This window comes from Alcanivorax sp. NBRC 101098 (assembly GCF_001010505.1).
Lineage (GTDB): Bacteria > Pseudomonadota > Gammaproteobacteria > Pseudomonadales > Alcanivoracaceae > Alcanivorax > Alcanivorax borkumensis.
Genome location: NZ_AP014613.1, coordinates 1,484,057 through 1,508,551, shown reverse-complemented (window position 1 = coordinate 1,508,551; position 24,495 = coordinate 1,484,057). Strand labels below are relative to the sequence as shown.

Genomic DNA, 24,495 nt, shown 5'->3' with positions numbered 1-24,495 from the left:
ACTACCCCTTGTACATCGACGTGCATAGAACGCCGTTAACAAACGGGATACCTCTGGTCAGTTTTTCTCGACCATGCACACTGGCGCCATTAGCCTTTAGTCACGTTGACCAAACAGTCAAAAAAGCGAACCATATAGCAACATGGTCAGTTTCATCTGGCCATTTTTTCAACACGGGTAATGGCCGTCACTAACAACGACAAAAGGCAACTCATGAGCGCAATCATTTTGCTCCTGCTGGGGCTCGGAGGCATGGCCGCTGGCTATTTCGTTTATTCGCGTTTTATTGCATCGCGCATCTATAAACTGGATCCGAATTTTCGCACTCCTGCCCACGCATTTGAAGACGGCATCGATTTTGTTCCCACCAATCGGTACGTGCTTTGGGGCCATCATTTCACCTCAGTAGCAGGTGCAGCGCCTATCGTCGGCCCTGCCATTGCTGTTATTTGGGGTTGGCTGCCTGCCTTTCTCTGGGTAGTGCTGGGCACCATTTTCTTTGCCGGTATCCACGATAGCGGTGCCCTGTGGGCCAGTGTCCGTAACCGAGCGAAATCGGTTGGGGCACTTACCGGCGAAGTGGTTGGCCGCCGTGCGCGCACTGTGTTCATGATCGTTATCTTCCTAGTACTGCTGATGGTCAACGCGGTATTCGGCGTGGTGATCGCCAAGCTGTTGATCAACAACCCCGGCGCCGTTGTCCCTGTCTGGGGGGCCATCGCAGTAGCCTTAGTCATCGGCCAACTTATCTACCGCCGGGTGATTGGATTAGGACTGGTATCGGTGCTCGGTGTTGCCGCCCTGTATAGCTTGATTTATGTGGGACCGAGCGTACCCATAGCGCTGCCTGATCAAGTCATGGGGCTGTCGGCTAACGCCAGTTGGATTCTGTTGTTATTCGCCTATGCCGCAGTGGCCTCTCTACTGCCGGTCTGGATGCTTTTACAACCTCGCGATTACATCAATGGCCTGCAATTGTTTGTTGGCCTAATTCTACTTTACGGCGCGGTTCTGCTGGGCAATCCACACGTGGTCGCGCCCATGATCAACAGCGACATTCCTGCTGGTACGCCCTCACTGATACCGCTGCTGTTTGTCACTATCGCCTGTGGCGCAATCTCGGGCTTCCATGGGCTGGTGGCCTCAGGGACTAGCTCCAAGCAGCTGGACAAGGAAACCGATGCCCGCTTTGTTGGCTACTTTGGCGCCGTGGGTGAAGGTGCCCTGGCACTGGCGGCCATTATTGCCGCCACCGCCGGCTTTGCTTCTTTGGCGGACTGGCAAGCGGTTTATACTGCTTTTGGGCAAGGTAGCCTAACTGCCTTCGTAGACGGCGGTGCGAATATTCTTGCCAACGGTATGGGCATGGATGCAGGCGTAGCCGCCACCCTGCTCACTGTAATGGCGGCGCTTTTTGCCGGCACCACAATGGATACCGGTTTGCGCCTACAACGCTATATTTTTCAGGAATGGGGCGAAATCTATCAACAGAAATGGATGACTCGCCCCCTGCCTGCCACACTACTCGCCGTAGCCAGCTGTTTATTACTAGCGTTTGGCGCCGGCGGTGCAGACGGCTCCGGCGGCCTGCTTATTTGGCCATTATTTGGCACCACTAACCAATTGCTTGCCGGGCTGACCTTGCTGGTCATTACTATCATGCTGGTAAAACGCGGTCGCCCCGCCATCTACACTCTTGCACCGCTGGTGTTCCTGCTGGTGATGACACTTTTTGCCCTGTTGATGCAGCTGAAAAGCTTCTATGAAAAACAAGACTGGTTCCTGTTGGGGCTAGACCTTGTGGTGCTGGTCGCCGCACTCTTGGTGACGCTTGAATGCACCGCTTCTCTCAAACGCGCCTTTAAGGCTCCGCCGGAGACCGTTTAATGGCCACGCCTAGGCAATGGTTTAAGCGTATTAGTGAGCTCAGCGCACAATATTATAATGCGCCCTATCGTGCTGCCATTGCCCGAGCTAAGCGGGATGAGGAAGACCTGTTTATGCTTTTGGTATTCTCGGAAATGATGGGTGTGCCTAATCCCGCCGCTTGGAGCACGCTGGAATTACAGCCCCTGCTAATGGAACGTTTCCATGATTGGCACACCCGCATGGGTATGGAACGCTCGCCCCTTGACCACTTCCGTTGCTGCTGATGACCAACGCCCGAACATTCAACACACTTGATCTAGATGCCCTGCTGGCCTCCCGCGCTTTGCTTATGGTGGGCGGCAAGGGTGGCGTAGGCAAAACCACCACCGCCTCAGCCCTAGCGGTCCGTGCAGCAGACCAGGGGAGCAAGGTGTTGCTGGTCTCCACGGACCCAGCCCACAGTCTGGCAGACGCCTTTAATCGCCCTATCGGCAATCAACCGACCGTTCTTTCTCCCGGTTTAACCGCGCTAGAGCTTGACCCGGATGACGAAGTAGAGGCGTACCTAGAACGAGTAAGTGCGCAAATGCGCCGATTCGCCACGCCGGATCAATTTCGTGAGCTGGATAAACAGCTACGCCTCAGTCGACAGTCGCCTGGAGCCCAGGAGGCAGCCTTGCTGGAACGTATCTCCCGGTTGATTGATGAGGACAGTCACGACTACGATCTGCTGATCTTTGACACTGCTCCCACCGGCCACACCCTGAGATTATTAAGCCTTCCAGAAGTGATGGCCGCCTGGACCCAAGGCCTGCTTCGGCACAGCGAAAAAGCGCGTAAGCTGGGTCAAGTGCTGGGCCATCTTACCCCAGAGAAAAGCATAGACAGCCCCCTACAGGACCCCACCGAGCACGCCACCAGCGGCTTGGATCCACGCAGCCAGGAAGTGGCCGACACCCTCATGGCGCGACAGCGCCTGTTTAATCGCGCCCGCCGTCAGCTCACCAACCCGAGCCATACTGCTTTTATTTTCGTGTTGACCCCTGAACGGCTGCCCATTCTCGAAACCCGGCGCGCGGTAGCCTCGCTCCAGGAGCATGCCATCCCAGTGGTCGGCGCCGTGGTCAACCGGGTGCTGCCTGATGCCGCAGAAGGCCCCTTTTTCGCTGCACGCCACGCACGCCAAAAAGCGCACATGGAAGAGCTAGCCAACGCGTTGGGCTCACTGCCTCGCAAGGATGTGGCGTTACAGAAAGATGATATTCAGGGCTTGGAGGCAATCCGACAATTTGCCGGATTACTGGGGAACGTTGATCGCTAGGCATTAGCCCGATCCTGCTGCGTGGGCCCAGTTGCGCCGCAGAACAGCATAAAAAAAGCCCGCACTCATTTGAGTGCGGGCTTTTTATTTGGCGGAGGGGGTGGGATTTGAACCCACGGACGGTCTCCCGTCGCCGGTTTTCAAGACCGGTGCATTCGGCCACTCTGCCACCCCTCCAAGGTGGCAGCAATAATACATGAGCAATAAGGCCAGTCAACGGCGCAGCGGCAATACTGTGCATGACTGGTTAGGTTTTAATCAGTACGGCTTAATTATTCAGTCATCAGCTGAAATAACAGCGGAGGATTGGTTGTTTAGCGTGCCCGTATTGGGCTTGGCTGACTCCCATCTACGAACACACCTGCGAGCACCATGAAAACCTTGTTTAGCGCTTGATTTTGGGCTCCCCGCCCTTATGATCACAGGTACAATTAGCAAAGATGAGTGAAATCATGAATAACCCGACTAACCCCTACTCTGCCCCCCACCAGCACGGCATTGCCGTTTCCGGGGAGCGAGCGGCCCAGGTACTGAAAAACACCTATATGCTGCTGGGGCTGTCACTCGTCGTGGCAACCAGCGCGTCTTGGTTTGCCATGGCCAGCAACATCGGTTTCGTCAACGTGTGGCTGACCATCGGCGTCTACTTTGGTTTGCTGCTCGCCACCAACGCACTGCGTAACAGTGCCTGGGGCATTCTGGCTGTCTTTGGCCTGACTGGCTGGCTGGGCTTTACCACCGGCCCGATCATCAATATGTATACCCAGATTCCTGGCGGCATGGAAATTGTGACCACGGCTCTGGCAGGTACAGCCGGTATTTTCGTGGCGATGTCTGCCATTGCTCTGGTAACCCGCAAGGATTTCAGCTTCCTCACCAACTTCATCATGATCGGTGTTTTAGTGGCGTTCGGGGCAAGCATCGCCAACATCTTCTTCGCGATTCCGGCTCTAAGCCTGGCGGTATCCGCTGCCTTTGTGCTGCTCTCTTCCCTGCTCATCATGTGGCAGACCAGCGCTATCATCCATGGCGGTGAAACCAACTACATCATGGCGACCGTCACCCTGTTCGTATCCATCTACAACCTGTTTATGTCCTTGTTGCACCTATTGACGGCGCTCAGCGGTAACGATTAATGCGTTTCTCGCTACTGGTCAATGCGGCGGCAGAATCTGCCGCCGCATTGACCGCCCTTCACACCGCACAAGCGCTACACAACCCCTCCTCTGACCATCAACTCTATTGCTTGTTTCTCTACCGCGATGCGGTGCATCTGGCCAATCGCCATGCTTGGACTGGCGACGCAGAGCAGGCCAGTGCCGCCCAGCAGTGGCAGCAATGGATTGCCAGCCAGAGCGTTGAGGCGATGGTATGCGTCGGTGCCGCCCAGCGTCGTGGTGTCGTTGACTCAAACGCCGCAACCACTCTGGCTGAGGGCTTCTCTCTTGCCGGGTTAGGCCAATGGGCGGATGCACTTATTAATAGCGACCGGGTGATTCAGTTTGGCTAGCCAGACCCTGTTTATTGCCACCGGCAGTCAGCCGTTTTCCAGCCAATTTCAGGAAATGCTGGATATGTTGCTTACCGGTGCGGCGTTCGGTCAAGCCACCACGCTCTGGCTGACACCGCCCTGTCTTGCCATGTTACGGTTATGCCCCAATCAAACGCTGGCCCAGCTGGCTGAATTTGGTGTTCGCTGTGTGGTGGACAGTGATGAAGACTGCCCTGTTCCCGCGGACGCTCTTTGTGCGGACGAGCTGTTATCATTACGTACCCAATGCCATCAAATTCTGGTTTTCTGAATGTTGCACCTGCTGGGATTCTCTCCCGACAATTACAGCCTATGGCAGCGCTTTAGCACGCTTTACAGCAAAGGCGATGTCTGTGTTTTCACCGATGCAGGCCTATTACTTGCATCACAGCTGACACTGAAAGGCGATGGCTACCTGCTCGCGCATCCAGCATTGCAGTTGCCCGACAGCACTTTGCCAGTGATTGATCATGCCCAACTGGTGGAGCTGATAGCCGAGCACGGCGCCTCTACCAGCTGGTATTGAATGACATTTTCACGGGCTTTGCTTTACCGAGTACGCCCGCCCCTCTCTGCGAGACGGAATCATGACTGAACATGCCTTTGCGCCTTTTGTGCGTACTCTGGGCCGCGGCAAACGCGCCCGCCGCAGCCTCACCCGCGAAGAGGCCCGTGAGGCCATGCAGGCCATCCTTGATGGAGACGTCGAAGATATCCAACTCGGCGCCTTTCTGATGTTGCTGCGCGTAAAAGAAGAAACCCCCGATGAGCTGGCGGGCTTTCTCGATGCTTGCCGCCCGGCTTGCTACCAGGCGCTTGGCGAACTGCCCGCCGTGGATCTGGACTGGCCCAGCTATGCCGGCAAGAAAAAACATCACCCCTGGTATTTGCTCGCCACCGTGCTGCTAGCGGCCAATGGTATCCGCACCTTGCTACATGGCGGGCCGGCGCACACGCCGAATCGGGTCTATACCGATGCGCTTCTACCGAAGCTGGGCTTGCCCGTTGCCGACACTGTGACACAGGCCCAGGCGCACCTTGAAACACACGGGCTTGCCTATCTGCCCCTCGAGCAGTTCTGCTCGCCATTGTCGCGCATGCTCACCCTGCGCCACTTCCTAGGATTACGCTCGCCGATCAACACATTGGCCCGCAGCCTCAACCCCGCCCAGGCACCACTGTCCATGCAGAGCGTTTTCCACCCGGCCTATATTGAGCTGCACCAAGGTGCCGCCGCCCTAGCCGGTGACCAGGATCTACTGCTGTTCAAAGGTGAAGGGGGCGAGCTGGAAATCCGCCCGGATGCACGCACCCAAATTCAAGGCATTCGTCATGGCCAAGCGCTGCAAAGCGCGGTGCTCGACAGCACCATACCTCGGCAGACTCCGCCGGATGCCCCCAGTGCAGAAACGCTCTTGAAGGTGTGGCGCGGGGAAACCTGTGATGAGTACGGTGAACAGGCGGTGATTTCTACCGTAGCGGTGGCACTGTGGGGCCTAGACAAGGCAGATTCATTGCAGAGTGCGTTAAAAGAAGCCGCCGCTTTGTGGGAAAAGCGCGATAAAAAACGGCTCTAATGACACCTATCGGATTGTGCGAATTGTGCGAATTGTGCTCTTAGGTATTCGCCCTACAAACAGTGCGTTGTAGGGCGTGTCAAACGTAGCCGTAATGCGGTATTGAAGCGATCAGGGTTTGAACCAACCAAATTTAGGATGCAGGCTGACCACGCTGCCAACAATTATCAGGGTGGGGGCGTGAATTTCACGGCCTTCGATATCGTCAGGTAGCTGATCTAGCCTGCCGGTAATCACCTCCTGAAGGTTAGTCGTGCCTCGTGACACCAGCGCGATGGGTGTGTCGCCCCCACGGCCGTGGGCGATCAGCTGGCTGCAGATTTCTCGCAAGCCCACCAACCCCATATAAAATACCACTGTCTCAGTTTCGCTGACTAAATGTTTCCAATCCAGATCCACCGAGCCATCTTTACGATGCCCGGTGACGAATCGCACGGATTGAGCATGGTCACGATGGGTTAGTGGAATACCCGCATAGGAAGCGCAGCCGCTGGCCGCAGTAATGCCTGGCACCACCTGAAAATCGATACCTTCCGCCACAATCAGGTCAATTTCTTCACCGCCACGGCCAAAGATAAAAGGATCCCCGCCTTTCAACCGGCAAACCTTCTTGCCTTGTTTAGCGTAATGAACCAGCAACTCGTTGATGTTGTCCTGGGGCAGCGCGTGCTTGTCACGGGCTTTACCCACATACACCAGCTCCGCATCGCGACGGGCCAGATCTACAATACCCTTGCCGACCAGGCGATCGTAGAGCACCACATCGGCTTTTTGCAGCAAACGCAGCGCTCGGAACGTGAGCAAGTCCGGATCCCCAGGGCCAGCACCCACCAGATACACTTCGCCTCGGCTAAGGGTTGTTGCGTCGGCAGATTCGATCGCAGCGGCGAGCATGGCTTCTGCCTCACTGTCCTTGCCGGCCAGCACTTTTTCCACGACTGGGCTATCCAGTGTTTGCTCCCAGAATAAACGCCGGGCACCGATGTTACTGAGCTTGTCTTTCAAGGGCTGACGGAAACGCGCCATCAGGTCAGCCAGTCTTCCCCAGCGCGCCGGCAAAGTGGATTCCAGCTGGGCTCTTAGTTTCCTGGCCAGCACTGGCGAAGCACCGGAGGAGCTGATACTGATTAACACCGGGGAACGGTCGACAATGGCCGGAAAGATGAAATCACCCAGCGAAGGATCGTCGACCACATTCACGGGCAAACCCCGTTGCTGGGCCTGTTTTGCTATCTCAGCATTGGTACTGCGATCATCGGTGGCACAAATAACCAGAGCGACCCCGTCTAGATCTGCGCTTTCAAACGCCCTGACCACGCAGGAACCGCCGCTACGCACCACAATATCGAGCAGCTCATCGCATACTTGCGGGGCAACTACAGTCAAAATCGCACCTGATCGGTGCAGAAGGCGCCCCTTGCGCAACGCCACTTCGCCGCCGCCGGCCAACAAAGCCACCTTGCCTTGTAAACGCCAGCTGATCGGTAGAAATTCCATGCTTGCTCCCAGTAAACGCCAGACGCTGAGTGAATGATGCCTGACACAAACAGCGGCAAGCCTGTGTTAAAGGCATGCCATGCGACGAACGCAATGGTCGTCGTTTGTGCCTGAGCAACACTATTTCAGGCGTTCCAGACCTCTCATGTAGGGACGCAGTGCCTCAGGAACAGTTACTGAACCATCATCGTTCTGATAATTCTCCAGTATCGCTACTAAAGTACGCCCTACTGCCAGAGCAGACCCATTCAAGGTATGTACCAATTCGGGTTTACCGGTTTCCGGGTTGCGCCAGCGAGCCTGCATGCGACGTGATTGATAATCACGGAAGTTGGAACAGGAAGAAATTTCCCGATAGCACTGCTGGCTGGGAAGCCAGACTTCGATGTCATAGGTTTTGGAAGACGAAAAGCCCAAATCACCGCCACAAAGAATCACCACTCGATATGGCAAATCCAGTTTCTGTAAAATGGCTTCCGCATGGCCGGTCAGTGCCTCCAGCGCCGCATCGGACTCTTCAGGGCGAACCATCTGCACCAGCTCCACTTTTTCGAACTGATGCTGGCGAATCATACCGCGGGTATCTCTACCGTGGCTGCCCGCTTCAGAACGAAAACACGGTGTATGACAGGTATAACGACGGGGCATGGTGTTCGCTTCGAGAATTTCATCCGCGGCCAGATTAGTCACCGGCACTTCAGCGGTGGGAATCAAATAGAGTTCACGCTCACCTTCTATTTTAAACAGGTCTTCAGCGAACTTGGGTAGCTGGCCAGTTCCTCGTAGCGCTTCCGGCCCCACTAGGAAAGGCACGTACACTTCCTGATAGCCATGCTCGTCGCTGTGTATATCCAGCATAAAATCAATCAGCGCCCGGTGCATGCGGGCTAGGCCACCGCTCATCACTGCAAAACGTGCACCGGAAAGCTTAGCCGCGCGTTCAAAATCGAGCCCGCCCTCCAGCGCTTCACCAATATCCACATGGTCCTTCGGCTCAAACGGCAGTGTTTTCGGTGTGCCCCAGCGGCGCACTTCCACATTGTCGTCTTCATCATTGCCTGCAGGTACGGCTTCTTGCGGGACGTTGGGAATGCCCATCAGGTATTCACGAATTTCGTCCTGAATCGCCTTGGCACTGGCCACTTCCTTATCCAGTTCTGTATCAATGGTCTGCAGGGCGTCGGCCACCTGTGCCTTAGCCTCATCCACCGCCATACCGGACTTAATCAACTCGCCCACCTGCTTGGAAGCTTTCTTGCGATCCGCCTGTAATTCCTGGGAGCGCATATCTGCTTGCTTGCGCTTGGCATCCAAGGCGGCAAATTCCTCCAGGTCCAGGGTGTAGCCGCGTTTGCTCAACGCCGCCTTGATCGCTTCACCGTCCTGCCGCAAGGCACGAATATCCAGCATGTATTTCTTACTCCAAAATCAGAAAAGGCTGAGTTGAAAGTTTAAACTTTCAGCTTCCCCATGTTATTCAAAAAACAGTCGACCCAATGCTAGGCCCGCTATGCCCAACAACAAACAGGCCCCAACAGACCCCACCGCGTAACCGGCGGCAAGTATAAAGGCCCGCGCTTCCACCATCCGCACTAATTCAAACGAAAACGTAGAAAAGGTGGTCAGTGCGCCGAGCATGCCGGTCATCAATGCCAGCCGCCACACATCTCCCACTGGCAGGCTAGCCAACATGATAGCCAGCAGGCCGAACAGGAAACTGCCTGCCAAGTTCACTCCGAAAGTGGCCCAAGGCCACGAGGGCATAGACGGAACGCCAAGCCATAAGCTGGTGGCGAAACGCAGGCAGGCGCCAACGGCGCCACCGATGGCTACCGCTATCCACGGCAGCATGCCGCCTTCGGTAATCGCTGATAACGACATTATTTTCGCTTCCCGTAGCGGGTCCAGTCACTGCTGGCGTTTAATTCTCGTAGGCGGGCCAGCTTTTCTGCCACTTTGATCTCAAGCCCACGATTCACCGGTTCATACAGCCGTGTGTCTTGAAGGCTGGCCGGGAAGTAATTTTCCCCAGGCACAAAAGCGTCCGGAAAATCATGGGCGTAATGATACTCGGCGCCAAAGCCTTCGTCTTTCATAAGCTGAGTGGGTGCATTGCGTAGGTGCAAAGGCACCTCATCGGTGGGTTGCTGCCGGACCAGCGCCCGAGCCTGATTATAGGCGTTATACACCGCATTGCTTTTCGGCGCGACAGCCAGATAGGCAATAGCCTGGGCGATGGTCAACTCGCCTTCCGGGCTGCCTAACCGCTCCTGCACATCCCAGGCTTGCAGGCACAGCGTCAATGCCCGCGGGTCCGCATTGCCAATGTCTTCACTGGCCATACGTACCACGCGGCGAGCAATGTAGAGCGGGTCGCAGCCGCCATCGAGCATACGAGCGAACCAGTATAGGGCCGCATCCGGGTCGGAACCGCGGACGGATTTATGCATGGCGCTGATTTGGTCATAAAATAGGTCGCCGCCTTTGTCGAACCGGCGAACGGCATCACGAAGCACTTCACGCATCAGGTCCGCGTCGATATTTGGCACGTCCACATCAGCCAGGTCTGCAGCCACTTCAAGCATGTTCAGCAACCGCCGGGCATCGCCATCGGCATAGTTGAGCAACAGCTCGGTCGCTTGTGCATCTAGCTGCATGCCATTAAGTGCTGGATCATGCAGCGCACGGACAAGCAACCCACTCAGATCTTCCGGCGCCAGCGCGCGGAGCCGGTAAACCCGTGCTCGCGATAACAATGCGTTATTAAGCTCGAACGAAGGGTTTTCGGTAGTAGCGCCGATGAAGGTGATGGTGCCCTCTTCCACATGGGGTAAAAACGCATCCTGCTGGGCCTTGTTGAAACGATGAACTTCATCCACAAACAAGACCGTGCGCCGCCCCTGGCCCAGTCGAATCTGAGCTTGCTCCACCGCCGCACGAATATCTTTTACCCCGGACAACACCGCAGACAAGGTGATGAAGGCAGCATCCACGGTTTGCGCCATGATTAATGCCAGGGTGGTTTTACCCGTCCCCGGCGGACCCCACAAAATCATCGAATGTAGCTGGCCCCGGTCCAGCGCCTGGCGCAATGGCTTGCCTTCACCCACCAGGTGCTGCTGACCTACATAGTCGTCCAAGCGAGTCGGCCGCAGGCGAGCCGCCAGGGGCTGAGCCTGTTGGGCAGCATCAAGGGCAAAAAGATCGCTCATGGAAAAACGCCTACTGGTGACTAGACAACGACCGGGTGCCCCGGCCGTTACCCGCCATTACTGTTGTTGCTGAATGACATCCGTGCCTTCCGGCGGATCGAAGTGGAACAAACTGCTATCAATACCGTCATTTAGGGTTAAGCCGATGAAATCAATCACAGTCTGCTGGCCCAATGCATCCTGAAGGCGCATGGACGCTGGCTGCCCCCCCTTGAAGGTGACGTCCAGTTGATCGAATAGCGGGTCCTGGCCTTTCGGAGTCAATCGGTAGGTTACTTCAGCCCCCCGATTGTCGCGCTCAGAGATGGTAAAAGCCTTGGCCACATCCGCAGGTTTGCCGCCAAACAGTAGCGCCGGAGTCTGTCCCAGATCCTGACTCAGCGGCCGCACTACCACTTGCTCTAGGTCCTTATCGTACACCCAGACGGTAGTGCCGTCCGAGGCCGCCATCTGCTCATAGGGTGTTTCGGTCAGCCAGTAAAAACGGTTACCTCGTGCTACTTGAAACTTGCCCAAAGCTTCCTGCATGTGCGTTCCGCTCTGGTCCAGCACTACCTGCTCAAACCCGCCTTTCATGGATTCAAGCGTTTGCAAACGGCCTAACAAATCGTCCGTGGCATCGCCCCATGCGGTGGGCGAAAATAACACGGCGGGGACCATAGCCAAGGTTAACAGCAACTTTTTCATTCAAACTCCTATTTGACCGGCGGTGGCGCGATCACTTCACGCTGGCCATTGTTACCGGCCTCTGTGACTACCCCAGCCATTTCCATGGCTTCCACTAAACGGGCCGCTCGGTTGTAGCCAATTTTTAGTTTTCGTTGCACCGATGAAATCGACGCTCGCCGGGATTCGGTGACAATAGCCACGGCATCATCATATAGCGGATCATTTTCGTCATCGCTACCTTCACCGGCGCTCTCCATACCGGGCATCGGCGCGTTAAGGTCACTGCCACCCTCCAGGATTTCTTCCAGATAGTTAGGCTTACCGCGTTTACGCCAATCGTCACAAACCCGGTGCACCTCTTCATCTGAGACAAAGGCGCCGTGAACACGTTCCGGAACACTGGTGCCGCCGGGCAAATAAAGCATGTCACCATGGCCAAGCAGCTGCTCTGCTCCGCCTTGGTCTAGCACCGTGCGCGAATCGATCTTTGATGACACTTGGAAACCAATCCGTGATGGCACGTTAGCCTTGATCAGGCCGGTGATCACATCCACCGACGGGCGCTGAGTGGCGAGAATCAGGTGGATGCCAGCAGCACGGGCTTTCTGCGCGATCCGGGCGATCAGCTCCTCCACCTTCTTACCGACAATCATCATCATGTCAGCGAATTCGTCGATCACGATGACGATATAGGGCAGATGCTCCGCTAGCGGTGCTTCTTCGTCCAGGTTCATTGGGTCGTCAGGCTTCCACAGTGGGTCCTTCAGCGGCTCGCCCTTCTTCTTGGCCTCTTCGACCTTGCGGTTATAGCCGGAAATGTTACGCACGCCCATGGACGCCATCAGCCGGTAACGGCGCTCCATTTCACCCACACCCCAGCGCAGCGCACCGGCCGCCTCTTTCATGTCAGTCACCACCGGCGTCAGCAAGTGAGGAATCCCGTCATAAACCGCCAGTTCCAGCATCTTCGGATCAATCAGAATCAGCCGAACATCGTCCGGGCTGGATTTGAACAGCATGGACAGCAACATGGCGTTCACGCCCACGGATTTACCGGACCCGGTGGTGCCTGCTACCAGCAAGTGGGGCATTTTTGCCAGATCGGCCATTACCGGGCCACCGGAAATGTCCTTGCCCAAGGCCATGGTCAAAGGGGACGGGGCTTGATCAAACATCTGTGTGCCGACCACTTCGGTAAAGCGGATCATTTCCCGCTGCTCGTTGGGAATCTCGATTCCCACTGTGGTTTTACCGGGGATCACTTCCACCACTCGCACACTGATGACTGCCAGCGAGCGGGCCAGATCCTTGGCCAAATTAGTGATTTTGGAGACCTTAATTCCTGGCGCAGGCTGAATTTCGAAACGGGTAATTACCGGGCCAGGCTGGACCGCCACCACTTGCGCATCGATGTTGAAATCCTTGAGCTTGATTTCCAGCAGACGTGACATGCCTTCAAGGGCATCGTCGGAATAACCGCCCTTGCTCTCTTCTACCGGATCCAGCAAAGCAATTGGTGGCAGCTCACCGGTGACTTCCGTGGTGAACAGCTTCTGCTGCTTCTCTTGCTGTACTCGTGCACTCTTTTCCACCGGCTTGGCCGGCTTGGCGATTTTTGGCGGGGTGCGACTTTCCGCTTTCTTTTTCGCTTCGCTGATCACCTTGGCCCGCTTTTCGTGAGCATCTTTTTTCTGTCGTTGCTCTTCGCGCTGCCGTTTGCGGGCCAGCCACCAAGCAGGCACTTTCTCAATAGCCCCTAACACTAAAGCACCGAGCCCTTCGGCCAGTGCAATCCAGGACAAGTCGGTAAATATCGTTACCCCGATCAGAAACAACGCCACCATAATCAGGGTGCCGCCCAGCGGGTTAAACCCTGCCAAAGACGCAGCCCCGACTTGATGGCCAAGAATGCCCCCCGCCCCTTCAGGCAAACTCTCTCCCACCGTGAAATGCATGTAGGACAAGGCTGTTCCAGCGAGCATAGTGAGAATGAATCCAACCAGCCGCAAACTGAACAATGGCCAACTGCCTGGTAGACCCGCATGGCGTTCACGCAATACCTTACCGGCCCAGAAGCCCACCAAGACGGGGAAGAGGTATGCCATGTAGCCGAACAATCCCAGCAACAGATCAGCACTGAACGCCCCTGCACGGCCTGCGGCGTTGCGCACGGCATCCACATTGCCCACAAAAGTCCAACCGGGATCACGGCTATCGAAACTGATCAACGCCAGCAGCAGGTAAAGGGAAAAGGCGATCAATGCGATCACCATACCTTCCACCAAACCGCGCTTAAGATGGCGGGAAAACCCGGACTGTCCTTGCCCGGAAACCGTTTTGCTCACGCCTTGCCCCTCGATAAAGTCAAACTATGAGATAAAGAATAGCTGATAACGAATTGAAATTATTGCGATTGTAGTCAATCGCGATGGGAGCAGCCAGCTTTGACCCTCCCTGTGCGCCCAAGCGCACCGCATTATTGCACACATTCCATATGCTCTGCGGCGGCGCGCCCCTGGCCGTCATTCTCCCTATTGCACTGATAGCCCATGATCAGGCTTCACGGGACCGGCGTTTTCCGGTACTTTTCTCTGCCTTGAACGTGCAGGGTTTGCCCCCACTGTTGGCATAGCTAAGTCAGCCTTCCATGGCATGACTGACTTCCTGCAACCATCTACGTATCTACTGGAGTAACACATGAGCGACGTGCAGCACCATCGGCTGATTATTCTGGGCTCAGGACCGGCGGGTTACACTGCGGCTGTCTACGCTGCCCGAGCCAACCTGAAGCCGGTAGTGATTACTGGGATCCAGCCCGGTGGCCAGCTCACCACGACGACTGAAGTGGATAACTGGCCCGGTGATGTGGAAGGACTGCAGGGACCAGACCTTATGGTGCGCATGCAGCAACACGCCGAGCGATTTGATACGCAAATGGTATACGACCATATCAATGAGGTGGACCTCAAACAGCGCCCTGTCGTTCTTAAAGGCGACAACGGCACTTACACCTGTGACGCCCTGATCATCGCCACCGGCGCTACAGCCATGTACCTGGGGCTGGAATCAGAGGCAGCATTCATGGGTAAAGGGGTTTCCGCCTGCGCCACCTGTGACGGTTTCTTCTACAAGGGCCAAAAAGTGGCCGTGGTCGGCGGCGGCAACACTGCCGTTGAAGAAGCGCTGTACCTTTCTCACATTGCTGAGCATGTAACGCTTGTACATCGCCGCGACAGCCTACGCGCCGAAAAAATCCTCCAGGACAAGCTGCTCGCCAAGGACAACATCTCCGTTGAATGGGACCACACTCTGGAAGAAGTACTGGGTGATGACAGCGGCGTCACCGGCATGCGCATCAGATCCACGAAAGGCGAAGGCAGCAAAGATCTGGATCTGCAAGGGGTCTTTATTGCCATCGGGCACAAACCCAACACGGATATTTTTACCGGCCAGCTGGAAATGAAAGACGGCTACATCAAGATCGCTAGCGGCACCGAAGGCAATGCCACCGCCACTAGTGTAGAAGGGGTGTTTGCTGCTGGAGACGTGGCTGACCATATCTACCGCCAAGCAGTCACCTCCGCGGGGGCAGGCTGTATGGCCGCCCTGGATGCTGAACGCTTCCTGGACCACCTGAAAAACTAGTCCCGCAAACGAGGGCCGCGATTATGGTGCCATGGCTGGAACCCGGGGAACCCTTCCCTGATACGCGGCTCGCCCTCACCGACCCAGACGGCCTACTGGCTGCTGGGTCGGACCTTAGCCCTTATACTCTTCTAAGGGCTTACTCGACCGGCATCTTCCCTTGGTATGACGCTGAATCTCAGCCGATACTTTGGTGGAGCCCCGCCCCGCGCTGCGTAATCCAACTGGAACAACTGCATGTCAGTCGCAGCTTGGCACGCCATCTGCGCCGTGCTGATTTCACCGTGACCTTCGATCGTGCCTTTGAAACAGTGATGCGCACCTGTGCCGCCCCACGGCAAGACGAAGCCGGCACCTGGATAAGCGAAGACATGCTAGCAGCCTACTGCCGATTACATGAGCTCGGCTATGCCCATAGTGTGGAAATCTGGCAGAACGGTGCGCTGGCCGGGTGTCTCTATGGCATCCAGTTGGGGCAGATGTTTTTTGGTGAATCCATGGCATCACCGCAGCGCAACGGCTCCAAGGTTGCGCTGGTGGCGTTACGCAATTTCGCCCGGAAACTGGATATCCAGCTGCTTGATGCGCAAATCGAGAATCCACATCTCATGTCCATGGGTGCCGAGATGATGCCAAGAAGCGCCTTCGAAGCCCATCTTCAACGCTGGATTCCCAGCCAGCCGGCACCTAGCCACTGGCCCGGCGACCGCTTTGACTGGCCAGACCTACAGGCTGCGCATCAGGCTTTTTAGCGCCCCGCAGCTAAGCTACACTTAGCACCATGACTGACTTATCCACACTGCGCTTTTTTCGCACCCCAGCCCATGGCTGCAGTTACCTAGAAGACCGCCAGGCGTCTACTCTGTTTGTGGACCCCCAGGCGGCGCTATCACCGGAGCTTTATAGCGAACTGAGCCTGCTGGGATTTCGTCGCAGCGGTGACTACCTGTACCGCCCCCATTGCGACAGTTGTAATGCCTGTATTCCAGCCCGAGTGCGGGTGGATGACTTCCTCCCCCGCCGCCGTCACCGTCGTATCCTCAAACACAATGCGGATCTGACCGTGCACCGCGAGCCTGCTCGCTTCAGTCGTGAGCTGTACACCCTTTATGCGGCCTATATCAACGATCGCCACGGTGACGGCGACATGTACCCGCCTTCGGAGGAACAGTTCACCAATTTTCTTACCTGCGAATGGGCCGACACGCATTTCTACGGATTTCGCGAGAAGGGAAAGCTGCTGGCAGTGGCCGTTACCGACCAACTTAATGACGGCCTATCCGCCGTGTACACATTTTTCGACCCAATCCTGCCAGAACGCAGCCTGGGTGTTATGGCCTTGTTGTGGCAGATTGAACAGTGTCAGCGACTGCGGCTTCCTTACCTGTATTTAGGCTACTGGATTCGCCAATGCCAGAAGATGAGCTACAAAAACCAGTACCAACCCCTGGAGATTCTTGCCAGCGGCAGCTGGAAAGAGCAGTCGGAGCCCAATGATTCCGTGGATTGAGCCTATTCTTGCACCCATTTCCCAACTTCTTTTGCAGCCAGCGCCCTTTTACGGCACAATTGCGCGTCGCTAATAGCCGGTAACCCAAGGTAATTGTTGGATGGCGAAAGAAGAGCAAATCGAACTTGAAGGTGTCATCGTTGATACTCTGCCTAACACGATGTTTCGTGTGAAGCTGGACAACGGTCATGTAATTACGGCCCATATCTCCGGGAAGATGCGTAAGTTTTATATCCGCATCCTCACAGGGGATCGTGTAAAAGTGGAAATGTCTCCCTATGACCTCACCAAGGGACGCATCACTTTCCGGATGAAATAGTCTGGAACGGCTTCGGCCGATACACCAACAAAAAAACCCGGTATAGCCGGGTTTTTTTGTTGGTGTTTGATAATAAAGAGCAACAGGGCGCGCACTCTAACAAAGAAAACGCCCTGCTCCCTCCTATTTAAGCAGGTTCGGCCGTGGTCGCTTCCACAGAAAGCACCAGGTCCCCGTCTTTCTCAGTGACATTGACCTGCCCACCGGCACCGGCCAATTCACCGAACAGCAGTTTCTCTGCCAACGGTTTCTTGATTTTTTCCTGTAACAAACGCGCCATGGGGCGTGCCCCCATATCTTTGTCGTAACCCTTTTCAGCTAACCAGGTGCGGGCTGCATCATCCACATTCAATACCACTGCGCGCTCATCCAGCTGGGCCTGTAATTCCACCAGGAACTTATCGACCACACCCAAGATAACCGTGCTGGTCAACGGCAAGAACTGAATCGTGCCATCAAGACGATTGCGGAACTCCGGTGTGAAAACCTTCTTGAGCATTTCCATGCCATCGGTGCTGTTGTCCTGCTCAGTAAAGCCGATAGAGCGCTTGTTGAGCACCTCCGCGCCCGCATTGGTGGTCATAATCAAGATCACGTTACGGAAGTCCGCCTTGCGGCCGTTATTGTCGGTCAGCGTGGCATTGTCCATCACCTGCAGCAGGATATTGAACACTTCCGGGTGAGCTTTCTCGATTTCATCCAATAGCAACACACAGTGTGGCGTTTTGGTGATCGCCTCGGTCAGCAAACCGCCCTGATCAAAGCCCACGTAGCCGGGAGGCGCGCCAATCAGGCGGCTCACCGTATGGCGTTCCATATATTCGGACATATCAAAGCGTACCAGCTCCACACCCAAGGCACGGGCCAGTTGCCGGCTTACTTCCGTTTTACCCACCCCAGTGGGCCCGGCAAACATGAAGCTACCGATGGGTTTATGTTCACCCTTCAAGCCAGCGCGGGACAGTTTGATGGCTGCCGAAATGGTATCAATGGCCTCATCCTGACCAAAGACGGTCATCTTCAGGTCACGCTCCAGATTGCGCAGCAACTCCTTGTCGGATGACGACACTTGCTTGGGAGGAATACGGGCAATTTTAGCCACCATATCTTCCACATCGGTTTCTTCGATAGTGTGTTTGCGCACGTCCTGTGGGCGCAGCCTCTGCCAAGCGCCCACTTCATCGATCACGTCGATGGCCTTATCCGGCAAATAGCGATCATTGATATAACGGGCGCTCAGCTCCGCCGCCGCTTTCAAGGCTCCGTCCGTGTAGCTGACATCATGATGGGCTTCAAAACGGCTCTTCAGCCCTTTTAGGATGCCAACCGTGTCTTCAACAGACGGCTCAACCACATCAATCTTCTGGAAACGACGAGACAGCGCCCGATCCTTCTCGAATACACCGCGGTATTCCTGGAAGGTGGTTGAACCCATGCATTTCAGTTCACCGGAGGCTAACAGCGGCTTCAATAGGTTGGAGGCATCCATGACCCCACCGGAGGCGGCACCGGCACCAATAATGGTGTGAATCTCATCGATAAACAGGATCGAATTAGGCTCTTTCTTCAGCTCGCCCAACAGGGTTTTCAAGCGTTTTTCGAAATCCCCACGGTACTTGGTGCCAGCCAGCAGAGCTCCCAGATCCAGCGAGTAGACGACTGCATCCAGCAGCGGCTCAGGCACCTGCTCTTCCACGATCATCCGCGCCAGGCCTTCCGCGATGGCGGTTTTGCCCACCCCGGGCTCGCCTACCAGCAAGGGGTTATTCTTGCGGCGACGACAAAGAATCTGCGCCGCTCGCTCAATCTCAAACGCGCGGCCCACCAGCGGGTCAATGCGGTCCTCTCGGGCCAGCTCATTCAAATTGGTGGCGTAGTTATCCAGCGCTCTGGCCGAAGCCGCACTTTCTTGGCCAGCCTCCATTTCCTTTTCGGTTTCAATAGAGGGATCCGCATCTTCAATCTGGGAAATGCCATGGGCGATAAAATTGACGATATCCAAGCGGTGAATATCTTGGCAATTGAGGAAATAGACGGCTTGGCTTTCCTGTTCATTGAAGATTGCCACCAGCACATTGGCGCCGGTCACTTCTTTCTTGCCTGACGACTGCACACTGAATACCGCACGCTGCAGGACCCGCTGAAAACCAAGCGTGGGCTGGGTGTCGCGCTCAGGATCGGTATCCGGCAGTAACGGTGTGGAGTCTTCGATAAATTGGGATAACGCATCACGCAATTCATCCAGGTCTGCGGCGCAGGCGCGCAAGACCTCGACGGCCGCCTCGTTATCCAGCAGCGCCAGCAGCAAATGCTCCACTGTCATAAATTCATGACGATGGCCACGTGCGTGACGAAACGCCTCGTTAAGCGTCATTTCCAGTTCTTTGCTGAGCATAAGGCTACCTCACTGCAGGGCCCGCAAGGAGAGTGTCAGGCCTGTTCCACCTGACACATCAACGGATGCTGATTCTCCCGGGCGTATTCCACCACTTGCGTGGCTTTTGTTTCGGCGATGTCTTGCGGGTAAACCCCGCACACCGCTTTTCCTTCAGTGTGAACCGTGAGCATGACACGGGTGGCCTGCTCACGGTCCAAATTGAAGAAGTCTTCTAGTATCTCTACCACAAAATCCATTGGCGTGTAGTCATCATTGAGCATCAACACCTTGTACATGGACGGTGGCTTTAGCTTTGGCTTAGCCTCCTCGACGGCAAGGTCACCGTGCCGATCCGGGTCTGAGGAGGAATCTGCCGGCCCGCCACGCAGCGAGCCTGTTTCGTCAATCATTACCGGATGCCAATTCATAAAGCCTCAAAACGGTTGTAACCCTGCTGGCGTCAGCAGGCAATGAAGAAATGATGGGTGGTCGGTGTTTTTTCAATCCCCTGAGGTAAATCAATTTACCGGGATCATTTCACAGGGTTGACACCCCGCTGTGCATGTTTAAAAGTTGCACAATGCACTTAGGTAGAGTTTACCGCAGCAAACCGCCTGAGGATAAAAATAAACATATTCGCCATTGGATAGGCAGAGGGAAGGACCATGGCAACGGGACGAGTAAAGTGGTTTAACAACGCCAAGGGCTACGGCTTTGTACGCCCAGATGAAGGGGGCGAAGACCTGTTCGTCCACTATTCCTACATTCAGATGGATGGCTACAAGAGCCTGAAAGCCGGGCAACCAGTAGAATATGATGTACAGCCCGCCAACAAAGGCTACCACGCGATTAACTTGCGCACCGACGAAGAGGCCAGCAATGAGGAAGGGGCCACTGAAGATCAGACGACGCCTTCCTGACGCTGCGCTGCAGGCTGGGTGAATTCGTATTAATGCATATGGGCGCCTCAGGCGCCCATATGTTCAATCACCGCATCCCCAAACTCTGAACACCGTAACAATGTTGCATCCGGCATCAACCGCTCAAAGTCATAGGTTACTGTCTTGGCGGCAATTGCCCCTTCCACACCATTAATAATTAGGTCAGCTGCATCATTCCAGCCCATGTGACGCAACATCATTTCCGCAGATAGAATGAGCGAGCCCGGGTTCACCTTATCTTGACCCGCGTATTTGGGCGCGGTGCCATGAGTGGCCTCGAACAGGGACACGGAGCCACCGATGTTGGCACCCGGCGCAATACCGATTCCACCGACTTCCGCCGCCAGAGCATCAGAAATGTAATCGCCGTTCAGGTTCAGCGTTGCGATTACGCTGTAATCCGCCGGGCGCATCAATATCTGTTGCAGGAAGGCATCTGCAATTACATCTTTGATGATGATTTCCTTGCCAGTACGCGGATTCTTCATGGTCATCCAGGGGCCACCGTCAAGCAATTGCGCGCCAAACCGTTCACCGGCAAGCTGGTAGCCCCAATCCTTAAAGGCCCCCTCCGTATACTTCATGATGTTGCCTTTGTGCACCAAGGTGACGGAATCTTTATCATTATCAATAGCGTACTGAATCGCCTTGCGCACCAAGCGCTGGGTCCCCTCGCGGGATACTGGCTTGATACCAATACCGCAGCCTTCCGGAAAACGGATTTGGGTAACGCCCATCTCTTCGCGTAAAAAACGGATTAATTTAGTCGCTTCCGGGCTATCCGCTGCCCATTCAATCCCTGCGTAGATATCTTCAGAGTTCTCACGGAAGATAATCATGTCAGTGAGCTCGGGGTGGGTCACCGGGCTAGGAACGCCTTCAAAATAGCGCACAGGGCGCATACAAGTGTAAAGATCCAACTCCTGACGCAGGGATACATTGAGAGAGCGAATGCCGCCGCCCACTGGGGTGGTCAACGGCCCTTTGATTCCCACAGCGAACTCTCTAAGAGCTTCCAGCGTTTCTTCGGGTAGCCAAACATCTGGCCCGTATACCACCGTGGCTTTTTCCCCGGCATAAACTTCCATCCACGTAATGCCACGCTTTGTCCCGTAAGCTTTTTCAATTGCGGCGTTAACCACCTTGATCATTACGGGTGAAATATCAACACCAATACCATCACCTTCGATATAAGGAATGATCGGATGATTGGGAACATTCAGGGACAGGTCCGCGTTAACCGTGATTTTGTCACCGTCTGCCGGAACCGTAATCTTTTGGTATCCCATCTATACTTCTCCCTCTGCATAAAACGAAATAAGGCGCTTCTTTCGAGTATCTCATTGCCCCAAAGGATGAAGGCAGACGCCAATAGACACAACCGCGCTGCGCCTCATGCCCGTCGTCAACATGGGTCGACGGCATAAAATCCAGCCAAGCCATATTCTAGCCAGTCTTGTGGGCCATAGGGCAAAGGGTGAGTGAGAGACGTTGAGAAGTAATGATAGGATCGGTAGCAAGACACCCGATAATAAAGGCTATTAATAGCGCCTCTGGCACCGTAGACACAGCAATTGAACCGTAGCGCCAGATTCATCCCCAGGCTGTCGGCTTACTCTGCATTACCACCGGGCCACAAGCCGACCTGTTTGATCCAGGCCGACCTGTCTTGCTTTACCTTACAGCTTTTCGAGAATCTGGTTAAAGGTCCCGCTGGGACGCATGGCTTGCGAGGCTTTATTGAAATCAGGGTGATAGTACCCGCCGATATCAATAGGAGAACCTTGTACTGCTACCATTTCTTTAACGATTTTCTCTTCGTTCTGGCTAAGGGAAGAGGCGATTTCTGTGAATTTTTCTTTCAACTCAGCATCATCGTCTTGAGCCGCTAAGGCCTGAGCCCAGTACATGGCCACATAAAAATGACTTACCCGATTATCCGGCTGGCCAACTTTACGTGAGGGTGACTTGTTCTGCTCAAGATACTGCTCATTAGCTTTATCCAGAGCCGCAGCAATCACCTTGGCTTTTTTGTTGCCATATTTTTCGCCGAGCTCTTGAATAGATACCGACAGGGCAAGAAATTCACCCAGTGAATCCCAACGCAGGTGATTTTCTTCCAAGAATTGCTGTACATGCTTGGGAGCGGAACCGCCGGCTCCGGTTTCATAGAGGCCGCCCCCCGCCATTAACGGCACAATGGACAACATCTTGGCACTGGTCCCCAGCTCCAGAATGGGGAACAAGTCCGTCAAATAGTCACGTAGCACGTTACCTGTTACTGAAATGGTATCCTTGCCACGGATCATTCGCTCCATGGTATAGCGGATAGCCTGTACCGGAGACATGATCCGGATATCAAGACCCTCGGTATCGTGGTCTTTCAGGTATTCCTTAACCTTCAGAATCAGCTGTGCATCATGGGCCCGTTCTTTATCCAACCAGAAAATGGCCGGGGTATTGCTCAGCCGTGCACGTACCACCGCTAGCTTGACCCAGTCCCGAATTGGCAGGTCTTTTGCCTGGCACATACGCCAGATATCACCCTGTTCCACTTTATGGGTTAGCAACACCTCACCGTCCTCTCGAACGATACGCATGGAACCGTCTGCGGTGGCTTCGAACGTTTTATCGTGAGAGCCGTACTCTTCTGCTTTCTGCGCCATCAAACCAACATTAGGCACGGAGCCACAGGTAACCGGATCAAAGGCGCCGTGGGTTTTGCAGAAATTAATTACTTCTTGATAAATAGTCGCGTAGGTACTTTCAGGGATCACCGCTTTGGTATCTTTCAGCTTGCCATCAGCACCGTACATTTTGCCGCCCTGGCGAATCATCGCCGGCATAGAGGCATCCACAATAACGTCTGAAGGAACGTGAAGATTAGAAATACCACGGTCTGAATCAACCATGGCCAACTCCGGACGGTGCAAATAGCAGGCCCGAATTGTTGATTCAATTTCCAAACGCTGGGAAATCGGCAACTCTTCAATTTTCTGATAGATGTTGCTCAGGCCATTATTAGGGTTGGCGCCGATTTTCTCGAGAATCTCACCGTGTTTCTCGAACAACTCCCGGTAGAAACAACGCACAGCATGACCAAACACGATAGGGTGTGACACCTTCATCATGGTCGCTTTCACGTGCAGGGAAAACAACATCCCCGTGTTCTTCGCGTCTTCGATTTGCTCGTCAAAAAAAGCACAGAGTGCTTTTTTGCTCATATACATGGCATCAATGACTTCGCCATCGAGGAGCGCCAAATCCGGCTTCTTCACGGTGATATTACCGTTTGAATCCTCAAATTCAATGCGTACCTTGCAGGCCTTGTCGATAGTGCACGAGGTCTCATGGGAAAAGAAATCGCCCCCGCGCATATGTGCAACATGGGTGCGTGAAGCAGGACTCCAATACCCCATGCTATGCGGGTTCTTGCGAGCGTAATTTTTTACCGCAATCGGCGCGCGACGGTCAGAATTGCCTTCACGAAGTACAGGGTTTACTGCGGAACCCAGAATTTTGGTGTACCTAGCCTGAATATCTTTCTCTTTCTCATTTTGAGGCTCATCAGGATATTCCGGCACCGCGTAGCCATGCTCGTTCAATTCAGCGATAGCTTCTCTAAGCTGTGGAATGGAGGCGCTGATATTTGGCAGCTTGATAATGTTGGCCTCAGGATCCTGGGTCAGGTCACTCAGTTCAGATAGTGTATCCTTTACCTTCTGCTGTTCTGACAAATATTCAGGGAAACTGGCTAAAATGCGCGTTGCGAGGGAGATATCACTGCTTTCTACTTCAATACCAGCGATAGAAGTGAATTTCTCGATAATGGGCAAAAAGGAATAGGTCGCCAGCGCTGGCGCCTCATCGGTCATGGTATAAATAATTTTAGGCGTGGTCATAGATTTACAAGGTCCCAATTGTATTGGTAGAGCTTTCCGCCTGATTTCAGTCGGCTTTTGACCGTCAGATCAGCGGGCAGGAAACAACAGTGTTCCCTCCGAATAAAACTGTATTTTGCATAGGC

General features: G+C 54.7%; 23 protein-coding genes and 1 tRNA gene. 13 read left to right on the top strand and 11 right to left on the bottom strand.

Translation table 11 applies throughout. The annotated features are described in order from the left end of the window. Window positions 1-213 precede the first annotated feature (213 nt). The 3 genes from AS19_RS06875 to AS19_RS06865 are packed head-to-tail and all read left to right on the top strand — an operon-like array spanning window position 214 to window position 3,190. Window positions 214-1,887 carry a carbon starvation protein A gene (locus AS19_RS06875; RefSeq protein ID WP_046961867.1) on the top strand — a complete coding sequence of 558 codons (1,674 nt, stop codon included), beginning with the start codon at window positions 214-216 and terminating at the stop codon, window positions 1,885-1,887. Further along, a complete protein-coding gene (locus AS19_RS06870; RefSeq protein WP_011588584.1) occupies window positions 1,887-2,153 on the top strand; it encodes a cory-CC-star protein in 267 nt (88 codons plus the stop codon). Before AS19_RS06875 ends, AS19_RS06870 begins: the two co-directional genes overlap by 1 nt. Continuing rightward, the gene (locus tag AS19_RS06865; RefSeq protein ID WP_046961866.1) at window positions 2,153-3,190 is read left to right on the top strand and encodes an ArsA family ATPase; all 1,038 of its coding nucleotides are present in this window, start codon (window positions 2,153-2,155) and stop codon (window positions 3,188-3,190) included. The genes AS19_RS06870 and AS19_RS06865 overlap by 1 nt, the downstream gene beginning before the upstream one ends. Window positions 3,191-3,279: 89 nt before the next feature. Here AS19_RS06865 and AS19_RS06860 read toward each other — a convergent pair. Then, window positions 3,280-3,367: transfer RNA gene (locus AS19_RS06860), tRNA-Ser, on the bottom strand. A 275-nt stretch (window positions 3,368-3,642) separates the two neighbouring features. Between AS19_RS06860 and AS19_RS06855 the strand changes: the two genes are divergently transcribed. The 5 genes from AS19_RS06855 (at window position 3,643) to AS19_RS06835 (ending at window position 6,298) form a co-directional block, all read left to right on the top strand. After that, complete coding sequence (locus AS19_RS06855; RefSeq protein ID WP_011588582.1) at window positions 3,643-4,326, top strand: Bax inhibitor-1/YccA family protein; 684 nt, start codon at window positions 3,643-3,645, stop codon at window positions 4,324-4,326. Further along, entirely contained in the window at window positions 4,326-4,700 is a 375-nt protein-coding gene (tusD, locus tag AS19_RS06850; RefSeq protein WP_011588581.1) for a sulfurtransferase complex subunit TusD, read from the top strand. The genes AS19_RS06855 and tusD overlap by 1 nt, the downstream gene beginning before the upstream one ends. Beyond that, complete coding sequence (locus tag AS19_RS06845; protein WP_035458226.1) at window positions 4,693-4,992, top strand: hypothetical protein; 300 nt, start codon at window positions 4,693-4,695, stop codon at window positions 4,990-4,992. The genes tusD and AS19_RS06845 overlap by 8 nt, the downstream gene beginning before the upstream one ends. Beyond that, window positions 4,993-5,247, top strand: coding sequence for a hypothetical protein (locus AS19_RS06840; protein ID WP_011588579.1), 255 nt, complete (start codon window positions 4,993-4,995; stop codon window positions 5,245-5,247). It begins immediately after the preceding gene. Between the two features lie 61 nt (window positions 5,248-5,308). Then, the gene (locus AS19_RS06835; protein ID WP_035458228.1) at window positions 5,309-6,298 is read left to right on the top strand and encodes a glycosyl transferase family protein; all 990 of its coding nucleotides are present in this window, start codon (window positions 5,309-5,311) and stop codon (window positions 6,296-6,298) included. Between the two features lie 111 nt (window positions 6,299-6,409). Here the strand turns inward: AS19_RS06835 and cysG are convergent, their stop codons facing one another. From cysG to AS19_RS06805, 6 genes are all read right to left on the bottom strand, one after another. Beyond that, window positions 6,410-7,795: a siroheme synthase CysG gene (cysG, locus tag AS19_RS06830; protein WP_011588577.1), complete on the bottom strand. Its 1,386-nt coding sequence runs from the start codon at window positions 7,793-7,795 to the stop codon at window positions 6,410-6,412. A 120-nt stretch (window positions 7,796-7,915) separates the two neighbouring features. Beyond that, window positions 7,916-9,205 carry a serine--tRNA ligase gene (serS, locus tag AS19_RS06825; protein WP_011588576.1) on the bottom strand — a complete coding sequence of 430 codons (1,290 nt, stop codon included), beginning with the start codon at window positions 9,203-9,205 and terminating at the stop codon, window positions 7,916-7,918. Between the two features lie 63 nt (window positions 9,206-9,268). Then, window positions 9,269-9,676, bottom strand: coding sequence for a CrcB family protein (locus AS19_RS06820; RefSeq protein WP_051428667.1), 408 nt, complete (start codon window positions 9,674-9,676; stop codon window positions 9,269-9,271). Beyond that, window positions 9,676-11,007: a replication-associated recombination protein A gene (locus AS19_RS06815; protein ID WP_035458230.1), complete on the bottom strand. Its 1,332-nt coding sequence runs from the start codon at window positions 11,005-11,007 to the stop codon at window positions 9,676-9,678. Before AS19_RS06815 ends, AS19_RS06820 begins: the two co-directional genes overlap by 1 nt. 57 nt (window positions 11,008-11,064) lie before the next feature. Continuing rightward, window positions 11,065-11,694 carry an outer membrane lipoprotein chaperone LolA gene (gene lolA / locus AS19_RS06810; protein WP_011588573.1) on the bottom strand — a complete coding sequence of 210 codons (630 nt, stop codon included), beginning with the start codon at window positions 11,692-11,694 and terminating at the stop codon, window positions 11,065-11,067. A gap of 8 nt (window positions 11,695-11,702) precedes the next feature. After that, the gene (locus tag AS19_RS06805) at window positions 11,703-14,021 is read right to left on the bottom strand and encodes a DNA translocase FtsK (RefSeq protein WP_011588572.1); all 2,319 of its coding nucleotides are present in this window, start codon (window positions 14,019-14,021) and stop codon (window positions 11,703-11,705) included. A gap of 352 nt (window positions 14,022-14,373) precedes the next feature. Between AS19_RS06805 and trxB the strand changes: the two genes are divergently transcribed. The 4 genes from trxB to infA all read left to right on the top strand — a co-directional run bounded on the left by trxB (window position 14,374) and on the right by infA (window position 17,150). Then, window positions 14,374-15,321 (top strand): thioredoxin-disulfide reductase, encoded by a 948-nt coding sequence (gene trxB / locus AS19_RS06800; RefSeq protein ID WP_011588571.1) that lies wholly within the window; start codon window positions 14,374-14,376, stop codon window positions 15,319-15,321. Between the two features lie 23 nt (window positions 15,322-15,344). After that, window positions 15,345-16,073 carry a leucyl/phenylalanyl-tRNA--protein transferase gene (gene aat, locus AS19_RS06795; RefSeq protein WP_046961865.1) on the top strand — a complete coding sequence of 243 codons (729 nt, stop codon included), beginning with the start codon at window positions 15,345-15,347 and terminating at the stop codon, window positions 16,071-16,073. A gap of 29 nt (window positions 16,074-16,102) precedes the next feature. After that, on the top strand, window positions 16,103-16,831 hold the full coding sequence (locus AS19_RS06790) for an arginyltransferase (RefSeq protein ID WP_046961864.1): 729 nt from the start codon (window positions 16,103-16,105) through the stop codon (window positions 16,829-16,831). Between the two features lie 100 nt (window positions 16,832-16,931). Next, window positions 16,932-17,150: a translation initiation factor IF-1 gene (gene infA / locus AS19_RS06785; protein ID WP_007149029.1), complete on the top strand. Its 219-nt coding sequence runs from the start codon at window positions 16,932-16,934 to the stop codon at window positions 17,148-17,150. 127 nt (window positions 17,151-17,277) lie between these two features. On the opposite strand, the gene clpA is transcribed toward infA, so the two are convergent. Both clpA and clpS read right to left on the bottom strand, forming a co-directional pair. Further along, window positions 17,278-19,545 carry an ATP-dependent Clp protease ATP-binding subunit ClpA gene (gene clpA / locus AS19_RS06780; RefSeq protein WP_046961863.1) on the bottom strand — a complete coding sequence of 756 codons (2,268 nt, stop codon included), beginning with the start codon at window positions 19,543-19,545 and terminating at the stop codon, window positions 17,278-17,280. Between the two features lie 35 nt (window positions 19,546-19,580). Further along, window positions 19,581-19,937 carry an ATP-dependent Clp protease adapter ClpS gene (gene clpS / locus AS19_RS06775; RefSeq protein WP_101234987.1) on the bottom strand — a complete coding sequence of 119 codons (357 nt, stop codon included), beginning with the start codon at window positions 19,935-19,937 and terminating at the stop codon, window positions 19,581-19,583. A 255-nt stretch (window positions 19,938-20,192) separates the two neighbouring features. Here clpS and AS19_RS06770 point away from each other — a divergent pair, with 255 nt between their 5' ends. Next, a complete protein-coding gene (locus tag AS19_RS06770) occupies window positions 20,193-20,447 on the top strand; it encodes a cold-shock protein (RefSeq protein ID WP_011588566.1) in 255 nt (84 codons plus the stop codon). A 47-nt stretch (window positions 20,448-20,494) separates the two neighbouring features. On the opposite strand, the gene icd is transcribed toward AS19_RS06770, so the two are convergent. Both icd and AS19_RS06760 read right to left on the bottom strand, forming a co-directional pair. Continuing rightward, window positions 20,495-21,757 (bottom strand): NADP-dependent isocitrate dehydrogenase, encoded by a 1,263-nt coding sequence (gene icd, locus AS19_RS06765; RefSeq protein ID WP_046961862.1) that lies wholly within the window; start codon window positions 21,755-21,757, stop codon window positions 20,495-20,497. Window positions 21,758-22,147: 390 nt separating this feature from the next. Beyond that, window positions 22,148-24,370, bottom strand: a complete 2,223-nt coding sequence (locus tag AS19_RS06760; protein WP_046961861.1) for an NADP-dependent isocitrate dehydrogenase — start codon at window positions 24,368-24,370, stop codon at window positions 22,148-22,150. Window positions 24,371-24,495: the final 125 nt, after the last annotated feature.

Bases quoted from the DNA above. Each gene is read 5' to 3' on its own strand.
- lolA (WP_011588573.1), bottom strand. From the start codon at position 11,694: ATGAAAAAGTTGCTGTTAACCTTGGCTATGGTCCCCGCCGTGTTATTT.
- AS19_RS06815 (WP_035458230.1), bottom strand. From the start codon at position 11,007: ATGAGCGATCTTTTTGCCCTTGATGCTGCCCAACAGGCTCAGCCCCTG.
- infA (WP_007149029.1), top strand. From the start codon at position 16,932: ATGGCGAAAGAAGAGCAAATCGAACTTGAAGGTGTCATCGTTGATACT.
- clpS (WP_101234987.1), bottom strand. From the start codon at position 19,937: ATGATTGACGAAACAGGCTCGCTGCGTGGCGGGCCGGCAGATTCCTCC.
- AS19_RS06820 (WP_051428667.1), bottom strand. From the start codon at position 9,676: ATGTCGTTATCAGCGATTACCGAAGGCGGCATGCTGCCGTGGATAGCG.
- AS19_RS06835 (WP_035458228.1), top strand. From the start codon at position 5,309: ATGACTGAACATGCCTTTGCGCCTTTTGTGCGTACTCTGGGCCGCGGC.
- AS19_RS06770 (WP_011588566.1), top strand. From the start codon at position 20,193: ATGGCAACGGGACGAGTAAAGTGGTTTAACAACGCCAAGGGCTACGGC.
- AS19_RS06855 (WP_011588582.1), top strand. From the start codon at position 3,643: ATGAATAACCCGACTAACCCCTACTCTGCCCCCCACCAGCACGGCATT.
- serS (WP_011588576.1), bottom strand. From the start codon at position 9,205: ATGCTGGATATTCGTGCCTTGCGGCAGGACGGTGAAGCGATCAAGGCG.
- AS19_RS06760 (WP_046961861.1), bottom strand. From the start codon at position 24,370: ATGACCACGCCTAAAATTATTTATACCATGACCGATGAGGCGCCAGCG.
- aat (WP_046961865.1), top strand. From the start codon at position 15,345: ATGGTGCCATGGCTGGAACCCGGGGAACCCTTCCCTGATACGCGGCTC.
- AS19_RS06865 (WP_046961866.1), top strand. From the start codon at position 2,153: ATGACCAACGCCCGAACATTCAACACACTTGATCTAGATGCCCTGCTG.
- tusD (WP_011588581.1), top strand. From the start codon at position 4,326: ATGCGTTTCTCGCTACTGGTCAATGCGGCGGCAGAATCTGCCGCCGCA.
- cysG (WP_011588577.1), bottom strand. From the start codon at position 7,795: ATGGAATTTCTACCGATCAGCTGGCGTTTACAAGGCAAGGTGGCTTTG.
- AS19_RS06875 (WP_046961867.1), top strand. From the start codon at position 214: ATGAGCGCAATCATTTTGCTCCTGCTGGGGCTCGGAGGCATGGCCGCT.
- trxB (WP_011588571.1), top strand. From the start codon at position 14,374: ATGAGCGACGTGCAGCACCATCGGCTGATTATTCTGGGCTCAGGACCG.
- AS19_RS06790 (WP_046961864.1), top strand. From the start codon at position 16,103: ATGACTGACTTATCCACACTGCGCTTTTTTCGCACCCCAGCCCATGGC.
- AS19_RS06870 (WP_011588584.1), top strand. From the start codon at position 1,887: ATGGCCACGCCTAGGCAATGGTTTAAGCGTATTAGTGAGCTCAGCGCA.
- icd (WP_046961862.1), bottom strand. From the start codon at position 21,757: ATGGGATACCAAAAGATTACGGTTCCGGCAGACGGTGACAAAATCACG.
- clpA (WP_046961863.1), bottom strand. From the start codon at position 19,545: ATGCTCAGCAAAGAACTGGAAATGACGCTTAACGAGGCGTTTCGTCAC.
- AS19_RS06840 (WP_011588579.1), top strand. From the start codon at position 4,993: ATGTTGCACCTGCTGGGATTCTCTCCCGACAATTACAGCCTATGGCAG.